The 17668-nt window shown below is 52.7% G+C and carries 13 protein-coding genes; 12 read left to right on the plus strand and 1 reads right to left on the minus strand.

What is annotated here, in order from left to right; all coding sequences use genetic code 11:
• The first annotated feature begins 43 nt into the window (after positions 1–43).
• The 12 genes from DFP94_RS01020 (at position 44) to DFP94_RS01075 (ending at position 16072) form a co-directional block, all read left to right on the plus strand.
• The gene (locus DFP94_RS01020; RefSeq protein WP_114494590.1) at positions 44–1156 is read left to right on the plus strand and encodes an amidohydrolase/deacetylase family metallohydrolase; all 1113 of its coding nucleotides are present in this window, start codon (positions 44–46) and stop codon (positions 1154–1156) included.
• Positions 1122–2228 carry a DgaE family pyridoxal phosphate-dependent ammonia lyase gene (locus DFP94_RS01025; RefSeq protein WP_114494591.1) on the plus strand — a complete coding sequence of 369 codons (1107 nt, stop codon included), beginning with the start codon at positions 1122–1124 and terminating at the stop codon, positions 2226–2228. The genes DFP94_RS01020 and DFP94_RS01025 overlap by 35 nt, the downstream gene beginning before the upstream one ends.
• Position 2229: 1 nt before the next feature.
• Positions 2230–2985: a 2-dehydro-3-deoxy-phosphogluconate aldolase gene (gene dagF, locus DFP94_RS01030; protein ID WP_114494592.1), complete on the plus strand. Its 756-nt coding sequence runs from the start codon at positions 2230–2232 to the stop codon at positions 2983–2985.
• On the plus strand, positions 2978–4000 hold the full coding sequence (locus DFP94_RS01035) for a sugar kinase (RefSeq protein WP_114494593.1): 1023 nt from the start codon (positions 2978–2980) through the stop codon (positions 3998–4000). Before dagF ends, DFP94_RS01035 begins: the two co-directional genes overlap by 8 nt.
• A gap of 11 nt (positions 4001–4011) precedes the next feature.
• Positions 4012–4728, plus strand: coding sequence for a GntR family transcriptional regulator (locus tag DFP94_RS01040; protein WP_114495723.1), 717 nt, complete (start codon positions 4012–4014; stop codon positions 4726–4728).
• Between the two features lie 1078 nt (positions 4729–5806).
• Complete coding sequence (locus DFP94_RS01045) at positions 5807–6826, plus strand: glycoside hydrolase family 130 protein (protein WP_114494594.1); 1020 nt, start codon at positions 5807–5809, stop codon at positions 6824–6826.
• A 307-nt stretch (positions 6827–7133) separates the two neighbouring features.
• Entirely contained in the window at positions 7134–8444 is a 1311-nt protein-coding gene (locus DFP94_RS01050; protein ID WP_114494595.1) for an extracellular solute-binding protein, read from the plus strand.
• Positions 8445–8569: 125 nt separating this feature from the next.
• The gene (locus DFP94_RS01055; protein WP_114494596.1) at positions 8570–9445 is read left to right on the plus strand and encodes a carbohydrate ABC transporter permease; all 876 of its coding nucleotides are present in this window, start codon (positions 8570–8572) and stop codon (positions 9443–9445) included.
• A gap of 18 nt (positions 9446–9463) precedes the next feature.
• Positions 9464–10294 (plus strand): carbohydrate ABC transporter permease, encoded by an 831-nt coding sequence (locus tag DFP94_RS01060; protein WP_114494597.1) that lies wholly within the window; start codon positions 9464–9466, stop codon positions 10292–10294.
• Between the two features lie 32 nt (positions 10295–10326).
• Positions 10327–12132 carry a cache domain-containing sensor histidine kinase gene (locus DFP94_RS01065; protein ID WP_114494598.1) on the plus strand — a complete coding sequence of 602 codons (1806 nt, stop codon included), beginning with the start codon at positions 10327–10329 and terminating at the stop codon, positions 12130–12132.
• A complete protein-coding gene (locus DFP94_RS01070; RefSeq protein ID WP_114495724.1) occupies positions 12122–13717 on the plus strand; it encodes a response regulator in 1596 nt (531 codons plus the stop codon). Before DFP94_RS01065 ends, DFP94_RS01070 begins: the two co-directional genes overlap by 11 nt.
• Positions 13718–13756: 39 nt before the next feature.
• Positions 13757–16072, plus strand: coding sequence for a glycoside hydrolase family 3 N-terminal domain-containing protein (locus DFP94_RS01075; RefSeq protein ID WP_114494599.1), 2316 nt, complete (start codon positions 13757–13759; stop codon positions 16070–16072).
• 431 nt (positions 16073–16503) lie between these two features.
• Here DFP94_RS01075 and DFP94_RS01080 read toward each other — a convergent pair whose 3' ends face one another.
• On the minus strand, positions 16504–17418 hold the full coding sequence (locus tag DFP94_RS01080; protein WP_114494600.1) for an ArsR/SmtB family transcription factor: 915 nt from the start codon (positions 17416–17418) through the stop codon (positions 16504–16506).
• Positions 17419–17668 lie beyond the last annotated feature (250 nt).

Genomic DNA, 17668 nt, shown 5'->3' on the forward strand with positions numbered 1-17668 from the left:
CTATTGTAAACATTATAACGTTATACCAAAAAGGGTGAAGATCATGAAAGATTCATTTGTCTTACGCCGCGTCAAGCGCGTGAGCGGGGAAGAGATCGATATCGTGATCGAGAACGGCGTCATCGCAGCGATTACGGCGCCCGGAGAGGGAGTCGCTTCGCAGATATATGACGGCAGCGGCACGTACGTGTCCAGCGGCTGGATCGATATGCATGTCCATGCGTTTCCGGAGTTTCATCCTTACGGGGACGAGATCGATGAGATCGGCGTCCGACAGGGCGTAACGACGATCGTCGATGCCGGAAGCTGCGGGGCGGACCGAATTGCGGACTTGATCCGAAGTGGGGAACAAGCCAAGACTAAAGTGCTGGCGTTTCTGAACATTTCGCGCATCGGCTTGCTTCGCATCGACGAATTGTCGCAAATGGCGTGGATCGATCGGGAACGGGCCAAACATGCCATCGCCAAATTCGGCGATTCCATCGTCGGCTTAAAAGCGCGCATCAGCCGGAGCGTGGTCGGCGAGAGCGGAATCGAACCGCTTCGCATAGCGCGGGAGCTGTCCGAAGAGACGGGGCTGCCGCTCATGGTTCATATCGGTTCGGCGCCGCCGGACATCCGGGAGGTAATTCCGCTTTTGGCGCGAAAAGATATCATAACGCATTATCTCAACGGAAAGCCGAATAACCTGTTCGATGCCGAAGGCCATCCGCTCCAGGTGCTTACCGATGCGGTGGCGCGCGGTGTTCATTTGGACGTGGGGCACGGCACGGCAAGCTTTTCGTTCCGGGTGGCCGAAGCGGCCAAACGCCAAGACATCGAGCCGGATACGATCAGTACGGACATCTACCGCGGCAATCGGCTGGACGGTCCGGTGTACAGCATGGCGAACGTGCTGTCCAAGTTCCTTCTTCTCGGATATTCCCTCCAAGAAATCATCGCCATGGTGACCGCCCATGCGGCGGCTTGGCTGGGCAAACCGGAACTGGGACGCATCCAGGCAGGGGATAACGCAAATCTGACGCTGTTCAGTCTGGAGAACGGTCCTTTAGTGTTGACCGATTCGGAAGGAGAACGGCGGGTAGCGGAGCAAGTAATTCAAGCAAAAGGAGTTGTGGCAAATGGGGAACTCATTGAATGCGAAATACGGGCTTAAGCGCGTGATCAATGCCAGCGGGCGCATGAGCATTTTGGGTGTGTCCGCGCCGAGCGATACGGTGATGGAAGCGATGAAGCAGGGCGGACAAAGCTACGTCGAAATCGCCGATCTGGTCGACAAAGCGGGCGATCATATCTCGAAGGCGCTTGGTTCCGAGGCGGCCGTCATTGTCAATTCCGCTTCCAGCGGGATTGCGTTGTCCGTGGCGGCTGTCGTGACGCGGGGAAACCGGCGGCTCAGCGAGCGGCTACATCAAGAGATCATTCACCGCAATGAGATCATCATTTTGAAAGGCCATAACGTACAGTACGGCGCACCGGTAGAAACGATGGTCTATTTGGGCGGCGGGCGGCTGCTGGAAGCCGGCTACGCCAACGAAGGCCGGGCCGAGCATATCGAGGATGCCATCTCGGAGAGAACGGCGGCGATTTTGTATGTGAAATCGCATCATGCGGTCCAAAAAAACATGATTTCCGTCGAGGAGGCCTGGGGCGTTGCGCAGAAGAACGGTATTCCGCTCATCGTGGACGCGGCGGCCGAAGAGGATTTGCACAAATACGTGACCTGCTCGGATCTCGCGATCTACAGCGGTTCCAAAGCGATTGAAGGGCCGACATCCGGAATCGTAGCGGGAAAACGTACCTATATCGATTGGCTGAAGGTCCAATTGCACGCCATCGGCAGAAGCATGAAGGTAGGCAAGGAAACGAGTTTCGGCCTGCTCCAGGCCCTCGATGAATATCTGGTCAAAGTGGATAATAGCGAGCAGGAAAAAGCCTCCCTCGAGGCGTTGTCTCCATTGAACGACATCCCCGGCGTAAAGGTGACGATCGTTCAGGACGAAGCGGGCCGAGCGATCTACCGGGGACGTATTCATATCGATCCGCAGCAGGCGGGAACGACCGCCAAAGAAGTCGCGGCGGGGCTCCAGCACGGTGAAATCGCGATTTATACGCGGGACTACGGGGTTCGTCAAGGCTATTTCGACATTGACCCGCGTCCGCTGCTTGGGGATGACATTCAGGTGATCGAGGCTCAGTTACGGAAATTATTGACGGGGGGAAATTAACATGTCACAGATTGCAAAACGTTTTTACAAGGAGCGTGTAGCCTTGAACGTGTTGGCGAAGGATATCGCCAATGCCAAAGAAGTATTTGAAGCGGCGGAGGGACATGTTCTGGTAGGCGTTCTGTCCAAGGCTTATCCTACGGTGGACGAAGCCGTTAACGCCATGAAAGCCTACGGCAGGGAAATCGACGAAGCGGTGTCGATCGGGCTTGGCGCCGGCGATAACCGTCAGGCCGCGGTGGTGGCCGAGATCGCGAAGCATTATCCGGGCAGTCATATCAACCAGGTGTTTCCGGCCGTGGGAGCGACCCGCGCCAATCTCGGCGATAAGAACAGCTGGATCAACAGCCTCGTATCCCCAACAGGTCGCGTCGGATACGTGAACATCTCTACGGGGCCAATCAGCGCGGCGCAAAGCGAGGCGGCAATCGTTCCGGTGGCGTCGGCGATTGCGCTGGTGCGCGACATGGGCGGGAACGCGCTGAAATATTTTCCGATGCAAGGCCTAAGCCGGGAAGACGAATATCGTGCCGTTGCGGCGGCATGTGCCGAGGCAGGTTTTGCGCTGGAGCCGACGGGCGGCATCGACATGGACAATTTCGAGCCGATTCTGCGGATCGCCCTGGAGGCGGGAGTGCAGCAAGTCATTCCTCACGTTTATTCATCCATCATAGATAAGGAATCCGGAAATACCAATGTTCAGGATGTGCGGGATTTGCTCGGCATCATGAAAAAGCTGGCGGATACGTATGCCTAAAACCATCGCGGCATTTGGCGAGGTCATGATGCGGCTGCAGGTTCCGGGTTATGATCTGCTGACGCAGGCCAGTACTTTAAACTATTCCTTTTCAGGAACCGGCGTTAACGTCGCTTCGGCACTGGCCCGTTTCGGACATACGGGGGCTTTGGTAACCCGCTTGCCCGTGGGTCCGCTAGGCGATGCGGCTGCGGCATATTTGCGGAAGCTGGGCATTGAAGCGGAAGCGGATTTCGTTCTCCGCGGGGGAAACTACTTGGGGCTATATTTTTTGGAGAACGGCTTCGGGGCTCGTCCGAGCCGGGTAACCTATACCAACCGGCTGGAAAGTAGCTTCAATACGGCGCCGGAGGGCACATACGATTTTGACCGTATTGCGGCATCGGTCGATGCGGTGCACTTCTGCGGCATTACGCTCGCGATGAACGACGGGGTCCGCAGTCATATGAAAAACCTGGCCAATGCCGTCAAGAGTCTAGGAGGCAAGGTCATTTTCGACTGCAATTTCCGTCCCTCCCTCTGGGGAGAAAAGGGACATAACGCCGCCAAGCCGCATTACGAAGAGATGCTGGAACTGGCTGATATCGTATTCATGAATGAAAAGGACGCCATGTTTACCTTGGGAATGGGTACATCCGCAGAAGGGCGGGAGGAGCGGCTGGCCGAGTTGATTCCTGCGGTGGCGAAACAATACGAAATCTCGACGATTGCCGGCACGCACCGGGATATCCATGGCGATAACTCCCACTCTCTGCGCGGCTTTTTGTTCAAGGAAGGGCACTTTACGCATTCGGAGAGACTGAGATTTTCCGTCTATGATAGAATAGGGGCAGGAGATGCCTTCGCCAGCGGCATTATTCATGGGGAGCTGGAGCAATTCGAGCCGGAGCGGACGGTGAATTTTGCGGCGGTGGCGGGCATGCTGGCCCATACGGTAGCCGGCGATACGCCGATGGCCTCGGAGGGGGACGTTATCCGGGCTATGGAAAACTCTATAGGCGATGTGGAAAGGTAGTGGAGTTTAAAGTGAGCTTGTCCCGAAAAGACCGGCCGTTATATTTGCAGATCAAACAAATTTTGAAGGACCGGATTTTGCACGGCGTATATCCTTTGGGGAGTAACATTCCGTCGGAGCCTCTCTTGGAGCGGGAATTCGCCGTCAGCAAAATTACTGTTCGCAGCGCGATCCAGGAGCTCGTCCAGGAAGGTTATCTGGAAAAAGGCAGCGGCAAGGGCACAAAGGTAATCCGAAACAAAGCGGCTTCCAAGCTGTCGAAGTGGAAACATTTCACGGAGATTCTGGTGGAGTCCGGCCACCGGATCAAGAAGCAATGGCTACGGGCGGAGAAAGAGCAGACCGTGCCGGATACCGAACCGCACCGATTGTTTGGCGAGAGCTGCCTGAAGCTGGAGCGCGTTTACTATCTGGATGACGTCCCTTACATCTACTATGTGCATTTCGTGAGTAGCGATATGAAAGATGGTCTGACATTAGCCGACCTAAGTGACCAATCGCTCTACGAGCTGCTTGAAGAGCAGGGCTTGTCCCTCGACAAGCTCCGGGACGAGTTCGGTGTGGCAGCAGCTTCCCGGGAAACCGCGGGAATTTTGGGCTTGTCCGAAGGAGCGCCACTGCTCAAGCGCAGCCGTTACTCGCGCGACGAGCAAGGGAACATCATCGAATACAGCATCGGCTACTATAACACCGAGCTGCAAAACTATATCGTAAATTATGACGCATAGTTCACGATAAGGGGAATTTCGAGTCTCTGCTCGGGGACTCTAGAATACACCGTCTGACAGCCGGGATGGGATGGCATATTGCCTCTCGCCCCGGTTGTTTTGATTTCTAACGGCCATGAGAGCCGTTAAACTCCGGAAAATCGCCGATTTAGAATTTTAATGGACACCAGAGCCCTTAAATGGGTACGATCCCCCTATTTTTCCGCGAAAAACGCTCCTTAAGGGCTTCTGTGTCCGTTAGCCGGTAAAAGCCCCGTTTTTTATCTCAATAAGGTCTCCTGTGTCCGTTAAAATCTGCGCGACCGACGTGACCGACGTGGCCGGCGTGACCGACATGGACCGGCGTGACGACGTGACCAACATGATCTTCGAGGCCGGAATGCCAGGGTGATCGTGGACCGGATTGGCTCGGCCTGACCGACATGATGTACCGTTGTGACCTGGTGAGAGGAACGAAGGGGGAGTTAAAACGGCAGTCTGCTTGTTGGTGCTGGTTGAATTGAGCTTGGAAAATTACTGAAAACAGGTTCGCGGTCATAAGTTCATTCGTGCCGGGTATATTTTCGGTATCCGCATACATCCAAATTTATCTCGGAACCACCGACGCGCCTGCCACACCACGTAAATTAATGGCCCATGTCAATTATGTCCTCTTTTGTACCAAAACGGCTTTCCGAATCCTCGCCTATCTTATTTTAATGTTAATATACCTTGCTCTCTCAACCTCTCAATTTTTATCACTTCATCTCCAACCTCCCAATTACATCATCTATTGTCACTTCATATCCCTATCTCGTTGCGCCCGGCTTGAGCCGGTGTCAGGTCCCTCCGCCAAAGTTCCTTTAGTTTTCCTCGCTTTTGGCCGCCATTTTTCCATTGGTTCGGCACGCACGAAAACCAGCCCTATTATTCAGATGATTTCTAAAGTTCACAGGATATTTTGCATAAAGAAAGCGTTCTATAATAACCCTATAAGACATTGCTTAAACTCTCGCGGTGCCGATAACCGACCTTTCCGTCGGGCGCCGCAACGGTTTGGCCCATAGAACTTTTTAGGTTTACATGAGGAGGCATACAGATGAAGATTGAGAGACATCCGGACAATCCGATTGTGGTACCGGGGGGTTATGAATGGAGAAAGGTAACCGTTTTCAACCCTGCGGTCATTATTGATAACGGAAAGTTCTATATGATCGAGCGGACTGCCGGATCGCTGACGCCATGCAAAAACTTTCTGGGTTTGCTGGAAAGCGAAGACGGCGTGCATTTCAAGCATGTGAAGGACGAGCCGATCGTTACGCCGGACATGCTCGGTTTCCCTTACGGGAGCGTGCAGGATCCGCGCATCGTCAAGATCGAAGATACGTTTTATTTGAACTACGCGCTGCGTCCTTGCGCCATGAATTACTATCCGACAGGTAGAGGCGTACCCGAGCGTTCGATTCCGGAATATCCGGACGGCTGGGGCGAGCAGGAAGGCCATTGGCTGACCCGTTCCTCGATTCTCACCTCCAAAAACCTGGTAGACTGGGAGTTCCTGACCGATACGACGCCGCTTGAAATCAACGACCGGGACAACATTTTGTTCCCTGAAAAAATTAACGGCAAATACGTGCTGCTGCGCCGGCCGGAGGAATATGTGGGCGAAGCGTACGGCACGGAAAAAGCGGGCATGTGGATCACTTATTCCGACGACCTCATTCATTGGGAAGAGCCTAAGCTGCTCGCCAAAGGTGAAAATCCGGCTTGGGAATGCCGTAAAATCGGCGGGTCGACGCCTCCGGTGAAGACGGACCGCGGATGGCTGGTGCTGTATCACGGGGTGGATGATGAGATCGTATACCGTGTTGGAGCGATGCTGCTCGATCTGGACAATCCCGAGAAAATCATCGCACGGACGCGGAATTTTATCATGGAGCCGGAGACATACTACGAGAAGTTTGGTTTCCAGATTCCTAACGTGATTTTTCCGACAGGAAACGTGGTAAAAGACGGCTTGCTTTATATCTACTATGGAGTTACCGATACGGCGATCGCTCTGGCGACAGTGCCGCTTGAGGAACTCGTGGATTATATTCTCAACGAGCCGGAAAACTAAGAGAAAAAGTAAGCAGGGACGACCGCGACAAGCGGTTATTCCTGAAATTGATTTGAAAACGCTTACGGTAATGCGGATTACTTTCATGATTATTACAATATGTGTTACATTATATAACGCACAATCGTTCTTGGATCGCATAAATACCCGCATTCACCTTAAATATTTGGATATAATCAAAGATTCATGGGATATAGCGTGAACAAAAGACCATTTATAATAAGAATATAACGAATCAAGATAATAAATAGATCATGATTTGTTAGGTTTTTAACCGAATTTCATTATTGAGAAAAGAGGGTTGGTTATGAACAAAACAAACAAAGGCAAAAAGGCGGTACTTCTCGGACTGGTTGCGTTGCTGGCGATTTTCACGGCAGCATGCGGCAAGGGCAACAATGCTTCCTCTAATGGCGGCGGCTCGGAAACGGAGACCATCACATTGAACATGATGCATCCTTGGACGTCACCGAACGTCGATAACGAAGTGTACAAGGCGCGAATCGCCGAATTCGAGAAGCAGCATCCGAACATTGTGATCAAACAGGACGGCGTACCTGCCGCCCAGTACAAAACGAAGCTCCGCACGCTCGCCGCGGGGAATAACCTGTCGGACATCAACGTGGTATGGCCAGGCGCCGATCTGGATCCGCTTGTTGCAGGTAATTTGCTGGAGCCGATCAACGACCTGATGGAGAATTGGAACTCGATTTTGCCGGAGAGCGCACTGACCGGATTTAACGTCGACGGCAAGCAATATGCGGTGCCGACTAAGCAAACCTTCGTGGATATTATTTACTACAACAAAGAAATGTTTGCGCAAGTAGGTTACGATACGTTCCCGGACACCTACGACAAATTCATCGACGCGGTCAAAAAGTTGAAAGCGGCAGGCATTACGCCGATTTCTCTCGGCAACAAGGAGCAATGGCCGCTGCAATCTTCGTATATTTCGATCATCGGGGACCGGTTTACGGGCAGCGATTTCCTGCCGGCCGTTCTGGAGAAAAAAGCGAAATTCACCGATCCGGAATTCGTCAAGGCGCTGTCGGTCATCGACGAGTTGACCAAACTGGATGCGTTTAATACCGATGCCAATAACATGGATTCCGTACAGGGCCAGGATTATTTTATCCAAGGCAAAGCGGCAATGCACATCTCTTCCTCTACCGTTGACGGCAGAGTGCGGATCAATAACGACGAAGGTGACAAGTTCGGAATTGCCCTGTTCCCGAGTGTAGAAGGCGGTAAGGGCGAACCGACCAAGAGTGCGGGCGTCGTTCAATACGGGATTTCCATCAAGAGCGGACTGGACGAGAAAAAGCGGGCAGCAGCCGAAGAATTTTTGAAATTTTTCGTGAGCGAAGACTTGTATAAAGAATTGATTCGTAACGGTGTAGTCGTGCCTGCGAAGGTGGACGTGCCGGAAGACGCGAGCAAGTATCTGAAAGAGATGCTGGAATTGACGGGCAACGGCACGGCGCCGGTATTTGACAGCGTCATTCCGACTCAGGTCGTCGACGTCCTGCAAAACGGTCTTCAGGCGTTGACGGTAAAACACGGTACGCCTGAAGACCTTGCGAAGGAAGTACAAGAAGCTTTCGACAACATGAACTAAACCTGCTGACATATCCATCACCTTAGACTTTTGAATCCGATGACGACAAGAAAACCCGTTCTTTCCGGGTTTTCTTCTTTCATCGGGCTTGAGGCCAAGGGTGTGAAGAAAAGGAGGAATCCCCGATGCAAACGCTAAGAGGGACTAAATTTGCCATTTTCCTCGGTTTGTTTCCGGCGCTGATCATCTATCTGGGTATTGCCATCGTTCCGATCGGGTTGTCCTTGTACTACTCTCTAATGAATTGGAACGGAATCGGCTCCATGACCTTTGCCGGTCTCGATAACTATGTAAAAATTTTGGGCGACGACACCTTTTGGCTGTCGGTAAAAAATAATGTCATCATCATGGTAACCGGGCTGATCGGCCAAATCCCGCTGGGCTTGCTGCTGGCGCTGCTGCTCAACCGAGGGTTGAAAGGCTCGGGAATTTTCCGGACCATCGGATTCATGCCGGTCGTTATTTCTTCGGTCATGGTCTCCCTGATCTGGGGAATGGTGTACAACACGGAATACGGCATGCTGAACAATCTGCTGGGAATGATAGGGCTGGACGGCTGGAAACAGAACTGGCTTGGTGACTCGAAATGGTCGATGTTGTCGATCAGTATCGCGTATATCTGGCAAAACTGCGGCTTGTACATGGTTATTTTCCTGGCCGCGCTGCAAAATATTCCGGACGAAGTCAACGAGGCCGCCGAATTGGACGGGGCCACGGGCCTGAAACGGACCCTGCGGATTACGATCCCTATGGTTCGGGGAACGATTATGGTAGGCGTAGTTTACAGTATCAGCAACTCCTTCCGCGTCTTTGACCTGATTCAGATATTGACGGGCGGCGGTCCTGCGCATCAGACCGAAGTCATGACGATTTACATGTACAATAGCGCTTTTATCAATATGCGCTACGGCTACGGCAGTGCGGTATCCATTCTGGTATTGCTGTTCAGTTTAATCGTCATCTCGCTAATCAACCGGTTTGGCCGGGAGAAAGATGCTTAAGGAAGGGAGGAATGCGCCATGAATAGAAAATCAGGGCTGTTTCAGTTTTTTGCATACACATTTTTAAGCCTGTTCGCTATTATTAATGTAGTTCCTCTCTTTTGGATGGTGGTCAACTCCTTCAAGAGAGAACAGGAATATGCGGCAGATCCGTTTTCGTTTCCGAAAGTCTTGCAGTTTTCGAACTACGCCAAGGCTTGGGAAGTAGCAAATATGAACGTATATTTTTTAAATAGCCTTATCGTTACGTTTGTTTCCCTGCTTGTTACCGTGCTGCTGGGGGCGCTGGCTGCCTATTTCCTGTCGCGGTTCAAATTCAAACTCCAGGGGATGACCTACGGATTATTTTTGCTGGGGATGCTGGTTCCGATCCATGCTACCCTGATTCCGATATTTTTGATCATGCAAAAACTGCATTTGCTTGATACGTACTGGTCGCTGATTTTGCCTTATACGGCATTTCACTTATCTTTGACCGTCTTCATTCTGGAAGGCTTCATGCGGGGGTTCCCGAAAGATTTGGAGGAATCCGGCGTCATGGACGGTGCGGGGGTATACCGCATCTTCTGGTCGATTATTTTGCCGATCACAAGGCCGGCCCTGGCCACGGTCATTATCTTGAACTTTATCTACAACTGGAACGAGTACTTATTCGCGCTCGTGCTGATCACCTCGACGGAACTTAAGACGCTGCCGCTCGGGTTGGCCAATTTCGTCGGCATCGAAACGGCAAGCCTTACCCTGCAGATGGCTGCCTTGACGATTGCGCTGATCCCGATCCTGATATTCTACCTGCTGCTGCAGAAGCAGCTCGTTAACGGGATGACGGCGGGAGCGGTTAAGGGTTAAACCGGGCGAAAGTGAGGAGGGGAAGATACGGCATGAAGATACGCTACAGAAAATATCTCGGAAATTTCGGACTGAAGCGAAAAGCCCTCTTCATCTTCCTGCTCTTTGTCATTTTGCCGACCTTTGGCGTCGGCGTTGTCGTTCAATATAAATTCAATCAGGCATTAAGAGATCAATTCATCAATTCTACCAAACGCAATCTGGATAACGTGACCAGCCAGCTTGGGGAACAGACGAAAATGGTGGAGGACATAGCGAACTATCTCATTCTAAGTCCTGATATGAGAAATTTCCTGAGGACATCTCCGCCCTTAAAAACTGATCAGAGAGCCAACCTCAAAAAGAATATCGAGGAGTTTCTGACCTTCCAGCTTATGTCGCGAAGTTATATCCGCTCCATCGAAGTGTCCGGTTATAACGGCAGTTCCATCGAGATGGGCGAACCGTTCAGCGGAGACGAATCCAAATGGGTGCGGCAGGCCGAAGCCGGCAAAGGCAGCATCATTTGGACGGAGGGTTATAGCTTGAACAGCGATTGGTATGATGAAGTGCAACTGATCTCGATGTTTCGGATTCTGAATTCGTACAACGATATCACTAAGCCGCTCGGGAGGCTCACGATCCGGATGGATGAAGCCGGCATCCTTCGTCTGCTGGAAAAAGGCATATTTGAGGACGGAGCGGGCAGCGTATATATCATCGGGGCGCAAGGTCAGATCATATTGGGCTCCAAGGACAAGTTGAGCGAGAATTTCAAGCCCGACGAGATGCTGCTCGGAAAGCTGGCAACCGGACGGGAAGGATTTTTTAATTACTCGGTAAAAGACAGTCGGTATTTGACGCTGTACAAGCCGATCAATAACACCGGCTGGAATGTCGTCGCCATGATTCCCGAGGCGACGGTCGCCGATGAATTTCGCGGCGTCAAATGGCTGATGGTGTTTATCCTGACCGCGATTTTGCTGCTTGGCCTGACGGCGCTAATCGGGTTTCATTATACGATCATCACCCCGATTCTACGGTTGAAAAAAGAGACGCACCGGGTTACCCACGGAGATTTTAACGCACGCGTACCGATTGAATCCCGGGACGAAATCGCGGAACTGAACCATAAGTTCAATGAAATGGTCGCTACGATCCAACAGCTAATCGAACATAAATACAAATTGGAGCTGAGAGAACGCGAATCCGAGTTAAAGCTGATGCAGAACCAGATGGACCCGCATTTTCTCTATAATACGCTGGATATGATCCGGTGGACGGCCCGATTGGAAAAGGCGGATAAATCGAGCCAGTTGATCGAAATGCTTTCGAAATTTTTCCGTTCCAGCGTGAATAACGGCAGCTACGAGACGACGCTGCGCCGGGAAATGGAGTTTGTCCAATCTTATTTGTATCTGCAGCAGCGCCGTTTAGGGGACAAGCTGAGCTATAGATTAAATACGGAACCCGGTCTTGAGGATACCTTGATCCTTAAAGCTACGATCCAACCGTTGGTGGAGAATTTCATCAAGCACGGGTTTGACCGGTCGAAACCGGTCAATGAAATCCTGGTAAATGGTTATGCCGCCTTCGAGGAAATATGGATCGATGTGATCGACAACGGGAAAGGGATGACCCCGGCACGGAAAAAGGAAATCCAAGCCTTGCTTCAAGGCCGGAACAAGGACGACAACATAGGAGGGGCCATGGCTAACATCCATGAGCGTCTTTCGATCTTTTTCGGAACGGGCTACGGTCTGGAAATTGTCAGTACCTCTCCGCAAGGAACCTGGATACGTCTGAGAATTCCTTCGGGAGAAAGTCAGGATCATGGTGGTGAGCAGCATGAACAGTAAATTGGAGCGTAAAGACAACTGGATCAAGATGCTGATCGTGGACGACGAACCCGTTATCTGCGAAGGCTTGCGGCACACGATAAATTGGGAAGAGCTCGGTATTCAAGTCGTGGGAGAAGCCTATGAGGGTAGGGAAGCGCTACGGTTACTCGAAGAACACGAGGTGGACGTGGTGCTTTCCGATATCCGGATGGAGGGCATGGACGGGCTACAGTTAGCGGAGCGCCTCAAGGAGCGGTTCCCGGAAGTGCGCGTCGTCATGATCAGCGGTTACGAGGATTTTGAATATGCGCGTCAAGCCATCCGTCTGGGGGTTAGCGATTATTTGCTCAAGCCGGTTGAAATCGAGGAATTGATCCGGGTTGTTCAAAAAATCGTCACTGACATACGGGCCGAAGCGAGAGTCGGGGGAGCTCAGGAGGCGAAGCTATGGCTGTCGAATATGGCCCGCCACGGCATCGCCTACGGCAAAGAAGCCCCTGCCTCCCTGCGGGGCGCTCAGTTTCGCGTGCTGGTTACCCAGTTGGACCGCTTTGTCGAGCGGTTTGGGGAACAGTCGCCGGAGAGCTACCGGGAAATCCAGAACGATTGGATTCAAAGGCTGCATACGGAACTCGGGCATCCATTCCTCCGCGTGATATCCGTGTTCGATCATGAAAACCTCCTCGTTACGTTAGCCGTGTCCGATATCCGTCTGGATAAGAAAACGTGGGACGGGCTCCTGGAACAGGCATTGCCGGAACTCCGGAAAGGCAATCTTTACTGCGGAGCTTCCGAGCCTTACGATGATCTGGAAGAGACGGCCCGGCGTTGCGCCGAGGCCAACGGGTTGCTTCCGTATCACGTAGTGGAGGACGAAGTCCTTCTATTGCCGGAATATCGAGACTCTATTGAGCAGGACCGGAATCTGCCCGCATTCGATGCCGCCGATATGGCGAAAAGCCTGCTGACGGCCATGTTCAAACAAGATCATGATGAAGTCGCCTCTCAGGTAGAGAGGATGTTTGAGTTTTTTCGGAAAGAAGTGTTTTTGCCGGGGGATATTTTGCTTGCGTATGAGGAATTGTCGGCGTTGCTCCGGCAGCGGCTGCGGAAAAGCGGCATGACCGAGCTGGATTACGGTCACAAAGCAAACCCGGATTTGAACCTTTTTAACTCGTACACCTCGCTGGAGACAGTGGTGAGGGAAGAGATGCAGGAATTGCTGCGGCAAATTGACCACTATGGCATCGATAAATCGTACTGGATCATCGAGAAGGCCAAAAAATATATGAACGAGCATTACCGTACGGATCTGAAAGCTTCCGAGGTGGCAACCTGGCTGAAAATTACGCCGAGCTATTTCAGTTATATTTTCAAGCAGAGCACGGGCAAAGGCTTTACGGAATATATGAACGAAATGCGGATGGAGCAGGCCAAAGCCCTGCTGGCCACAACGCATGATAAAGTTTTTGAAGTGGCGGATAAAGTGGGATACAAGGAGTATAAGTATTTCGTTTCCGTATTCAAATCGTATACGGGAATGACGCCGAAGGAATACCGCGGGCTAAGCGCAACCAGGGACGCGGGCAGCCAGAGAACCTAAGAGCCCGTATCATGAGTACGAAGCGGGGGGAGATGCGGGATGGAAAAATATAAAGCGGCGCATGTGCCGGTTGAAGAGCGGATCAGCGATCTGCTGGAAAGAATGACGCTGGCGGAAAAGGTTGGACAGCTTAACCAGCGCATGTATGGATGGAACGCTTACGTCAAACGGGTGGACGGTTTTGTCCTGACCGAAGAATTCAAAAAAGAAGTCGCCCAGGGAGGCGGGATGGGGGCGCTTTACGGCTTGTTCCGCAGCGACCCCTGGTCCGGCGTTAATTATAGCAACGGAATTACGGCCTCCGATAGCGCGAAAGCGGCTAATATGGTCCAACAGTACATGTTGGAACATACCCGCCTAGGGATCCCCGTGCTGTTGACGGAAGAATGTCCCCACGGACATCAGGCGCTGGACGGTACGATGCTTCCGGTGAATCTCGCCGTCGGGGCGACCTGGAATCCGGCGCTGATGGAAGAGGCATACGGCTATGTGGCTGCCGAAATCCGCAGCCGTGGAGCGCATGTGGGATTGGTGTCCGCGCTGGACATTCTCCACGATCCGCGCTGGGGCCGGTCCGAGGAATGTTTCAGCGAGGATCCGTACCTGACCGCGCGGTTTACGGAAGCCGCCGTGCGGGGGATGCAGGGCGACAACTCGCAGGACCTCGCCAATATCGGCAAAGTTGCGGTGGTCCTCAAGCATCTTTGCGCCCAGGGCACCGCTCAGGGCGGGCGAAATGCCGGTCCCGCGCCGATCGGCGAGCGGGAGCTGCGCGAGATCCATCTTCCCGCGGCCCAGGCCGGGAAGGAGGCGGGCGCCGCCGGATTCATGGCGGCGTATAACGAGATCGACGGCGTGCCATGCCATGCGAACAAGCCGCTGCTTACGGGAATATTGCGCGAAGAATGGGGCTTTGACGGTATCGTCATGGCCGACGGCTGCGCGATAGACCGGCTGCTGGCACTGACCGGCAGCCATGAATCCGCGGGGGCCCTCGCGCTGGAGTCGGGCGTCGATTTGAGCCTGTGGGATACGGCATTTTCGACACTGGAAGCAGCGGTCAAGCAAGGGCTCGTGACCGAAGATGATATCGACCGGGCGGTGCGGCGGGTGTTGCGCCTGAAATTCAGGCTGGGACTGTTTGACCACCCGTATGTCAACGAAATGCGACCAATCTCCATGGTCGGCAGGCCGGAGTTCCGCGAAGTGAACTTGCAATTGGCCCGCGAATCGGCCGTGCTGCTCAAGAATGAGGGCGGACTGCTGCCGCTTGGGGCAGAGCGGAAACGCATCGCGGTGATCGGTCCCAACGCCGATCGGCTGTATAACCAGCTTGGCGATTATACGAGCGTCCAGCACGAAGGCAGCGGAACCACGGTGCTGCAGGGAATCCGGTCGGTAGCCCCGGCAGGTGCGGAGATCGTGTACGCCCACGGCTGCGGCATCCGCGATCTGTCCACGGAAGGCCTGGCGGAAGCGGTAGATGCCGCGAAGAACGCGGACGTATGCGTGTTGGTGCTGGGCGGCAGCAGCGCCCGCAGGTTCGACGGGGAGTTTGACAGCAACGGCGAGGCCATTGTGTCGAACGGCAACCCGTCGGAAATGGATTGCGGGGAGGGCGTAGACCTCGCGGATCTTTCGCTTGGCGGCTTACAGCGGCGGCTGGTCGAAGAAGTAGCGGCCACCGGGACTCCGGTGGTGGCGGTGATCATTCAGGGCCGGCCGCATGCCCTGTCCGGGGTCGACGAGCACTGCGGTGCCGTGCTTTGCGCCTGGTATCCGGGACCGGAGGGCGGCCGGGCGATCGGCGAGCTGCTGTTCGGCAAGGCGAACCCGAGCGGGAAGCTGCCGGTATCGCTCCCCCGGTCTTCCGGACAGCTCCCCGTTTACTACAATCAAAAAGATCCCGGACGCCTGCGGGTGTATGTCGACATGCCTTCCGCGGCGCTGTATCCTTTCGGCTACGGGCTGAGCTACACGAAGTTCGAATATTTGGAGGCAGGCTTGTCACGGCAAGAAATAACCGCAGCCGAACTGGAAGCGGGCCGCAGAGTAACGGTAACGGTCCGGCTCAAAAACGTCGGGACCCGCGCCGGGGCCGAAACCGTCCAATTGTATCTCCGTGCGCGCGAATCCGGTATCACCCGGCGTTTGGCCGAGCTTAAAGCCTTTCAAAAGCTGGAGCTGTTCCCCGGTGAAGAACGGGTTGTCAGTTTTACCCTGGGCTGGGAGGAGCTTGCGATCTGGAATCGGGAGATGAGGTTCGCGGTGGAACCGTGCCGTGTCTCCGTGCTGGTTGGAAGCAACTCCAGGGATACCCACGGGAAAGAGCTGACGATTACGGCAGCCCGGTAGAGCGTGGGATTTCGACCTCATTCGGTCGGATTTTGGATGTAACTCGCCTTTTCATGTCTGTTACCTCACCCGTCAGGGTGAGGTTTTTCTATGTTCCTGTTTCATTGCAAGGTGCCAAATATCCCTGTAGAGCCGGTTTTACGTCGGCGGGGGGCTTCGCTCATTATCCGCGGCGTCAAAATCACCGTGCCGTGCCGGGCCGACGATCGCGATTTTTGCCGATCTTAACATCCTCCAAGCGGGCACCGCAGCGGCTTGTTGCGGCCGGATTCGGAGACAGGCTAGTAAATATACCTCCCTGCAGGGAAGCTGCGCCAAGCAATGCATGCCTCTTACCTGCTTTGATAGAAAACTAATAAAACGAGGAATGCCCCCCTTGGAGAAGCATTCCTCGTTTTGTTATGGACCGCATTGAACGCTTGGCCCGAACTTTACTCAACTACATTATACAGCACGCGGGCTAGCAGATCCTGGCTGTAGTTGCCGAAATTTCTGCCGAAGATCGTGAGGCCGCGCTTGTTGGCCGATCCTTCGGTCACGGCGATGCGGAACGTAAGCTCGCTTTTGTAATTCAGCTGTATTTGATCGAGCGTTACATCGGAAATCCGGCAACCGTCGATAAAGCTTCCTTCATTGTTGATGCGGATCAGTTTGAGCATCCCGTATTGGTTGAGGTGAGGCGGCCACCAGTCGGGATTGAACGTCCCGCGGGCGTCTCCGAAATCGCCCGGGCTGGTCCAGTAGCCGATTTCGATCCCGTTAACATAGAAATAAATGTCCGACGGATAGTTGTCGTTAAATCCCGGAGCCTCGGAGCCGAGTTCCATGGAAAACTGAACTTCCCGAAACGTTTGATTCGGCTTGAGATAATTCGGAATCCGGTATTCCAGGAATCCCTCGGCGAGCCAGATGATCTCGGAATCGATCCGCTGCGGATCGGCGAAGTACCGGGGATCGTCAAAGTCGCCGATAATGCTGTCCTTGGTAGCCAGCCCACAGGTTGGAACTGCCTGGTAATTACTGTAATGTCCCACCTGGATCTCCACTTCGTACAGGTTTTCCACATCTTTGCTTCTAAGATCGACCATCAGTTTGTCTTTGTTCAGGTAGCAGATTTTCTGGATGCCGTGTTTTCCCACGGAAGTATTAATCTCGATCAGGCCGCTCTCTTCGAGTTTTTTAATATGCATAGTGATAGCGCCGTTGCTGAGATTTAACTTCGTGGCGAGTTCGTTCAAATTCAAGGCTTGGTTTTTGGCAAGCAGTTCGAGGATTTGAATTCTGATCTCAGAACTTAAAGCTTTGAAGATATCGATCCCGCTCATCAAATCCTTGATGTAGATCATTTAAAATAACCCTCTTCCAATAGGAAATAATTAAAAATCTATTTATTTTAGATAATTATAAACTAATTCGGTTGATTAATAAAGCTTTAAATCAATAATTGTAAAAATATTTAATAATTTATCGAAAAATGGTACTATTATGTTTGTTTGGTTTATATAAATATAAAATTAAAATACAAATTTGCGTATATAAAGCTATTATATTAGTTACTTTTAAAGATAATCCTATTTATGTTTATATAAATATAAA

The organism is Fontibacillus phaseoli (assembly GCF_003337355.1).
GTDB classification, from domain to species: domain Bacteria; phylum Bacillota; class Bacilli; order Paenibacillales; family Paenibacillaceae; genus Fontibacillus; species Fontibacillus phaseoli.

Excerpts from the sequence above, each read along its gene's own strand:
- DFP94_RS01050 (WP_114494595.1), top strand. The coding sequence starts at position 7,134 with ATGAACAAAACAAACAAAGGCAAAAAGGCGGTACTTCTCGGACTGGTT.
- dagF (WP_114494592.1), top strand. The coding sequence starts at position 2,230 with ATGTCACAGATTGCAAAACGTTTTTACAAGGAGCGTGTAGCCTTGAAC.
- DFP94_RS01020 (WP_114494590.1), top strand. The coding sequence starts at position 44 with ATGAAAGATTCATTTGTCTTACGCCGCGTCAAGCGCGTGAGCGGGGAA.
- DFP94_RS01065 (WP_114494598.1), top strand. The coding sequence starts at position 10,327 with ATGAAGATACGCTACAGAAAATATCTCGGAAATTTCGGACTGAAGCGA.
- DFP94_RS01035 (WP_114494593.1), top strand. The coding sequence starts at position 2,978 with ATGCCTAAAACCATCGCGGCATTTGGCGAGGTCATGATGCGGCTGCAG.
- DFP94_RS01075 (WP_114494599.1), top strand. The coding sequence starts at position 13,757 with ATGGAAAAATATAAAGCGGCGCATGTGCCGGTTGAAGAGCGGATCAGC.
- DFP94_RS01060 (WP_114494597.1), top strand. The coding sequence starts at position 9,464 with ATGAATAGAAAATCAGGGCTGTTTCAGTTTTTTGCATACACATTTTTA.
- DFP94_RS01045 (WP_114494594.1), top strand. The coding sequence starts at position 5,807 with ATGAAGATTGAGAGACATCCGGACAATCCGATTGTGGTACCGGGGGGT.
- DFP94_RS01055 (WP_114494596.1), top strand. The coding sequence starts at position 8,570 with ATGCAAACGCTAAGAGGGACTAAATTTGCCATTTTCCTCGGTTTGTTT.
- DFP94_RS01025 (WP_114494591.1), top strand. The coding sequence starts at position 1,122 with ATGGGGAACTCATTGAATGCGAAATACGGGCTTAAGCGCGTGATCAAT.
- DFP94_RS01080 (WP_114494600.1), bottom strand. The coding sequence starts at position 17,418 with ATGATCTACATCAAGGATTTGATGAGCGGGATCGATATCTTCAAAGCT.
- DFP94_RS01070 (WP_114495724.1), top strand. The coding sequence starts at position 12,122 with ATGAACAGTAAATTGGAGCGTAAAGACAACTGGATCAAGATGCTGATC.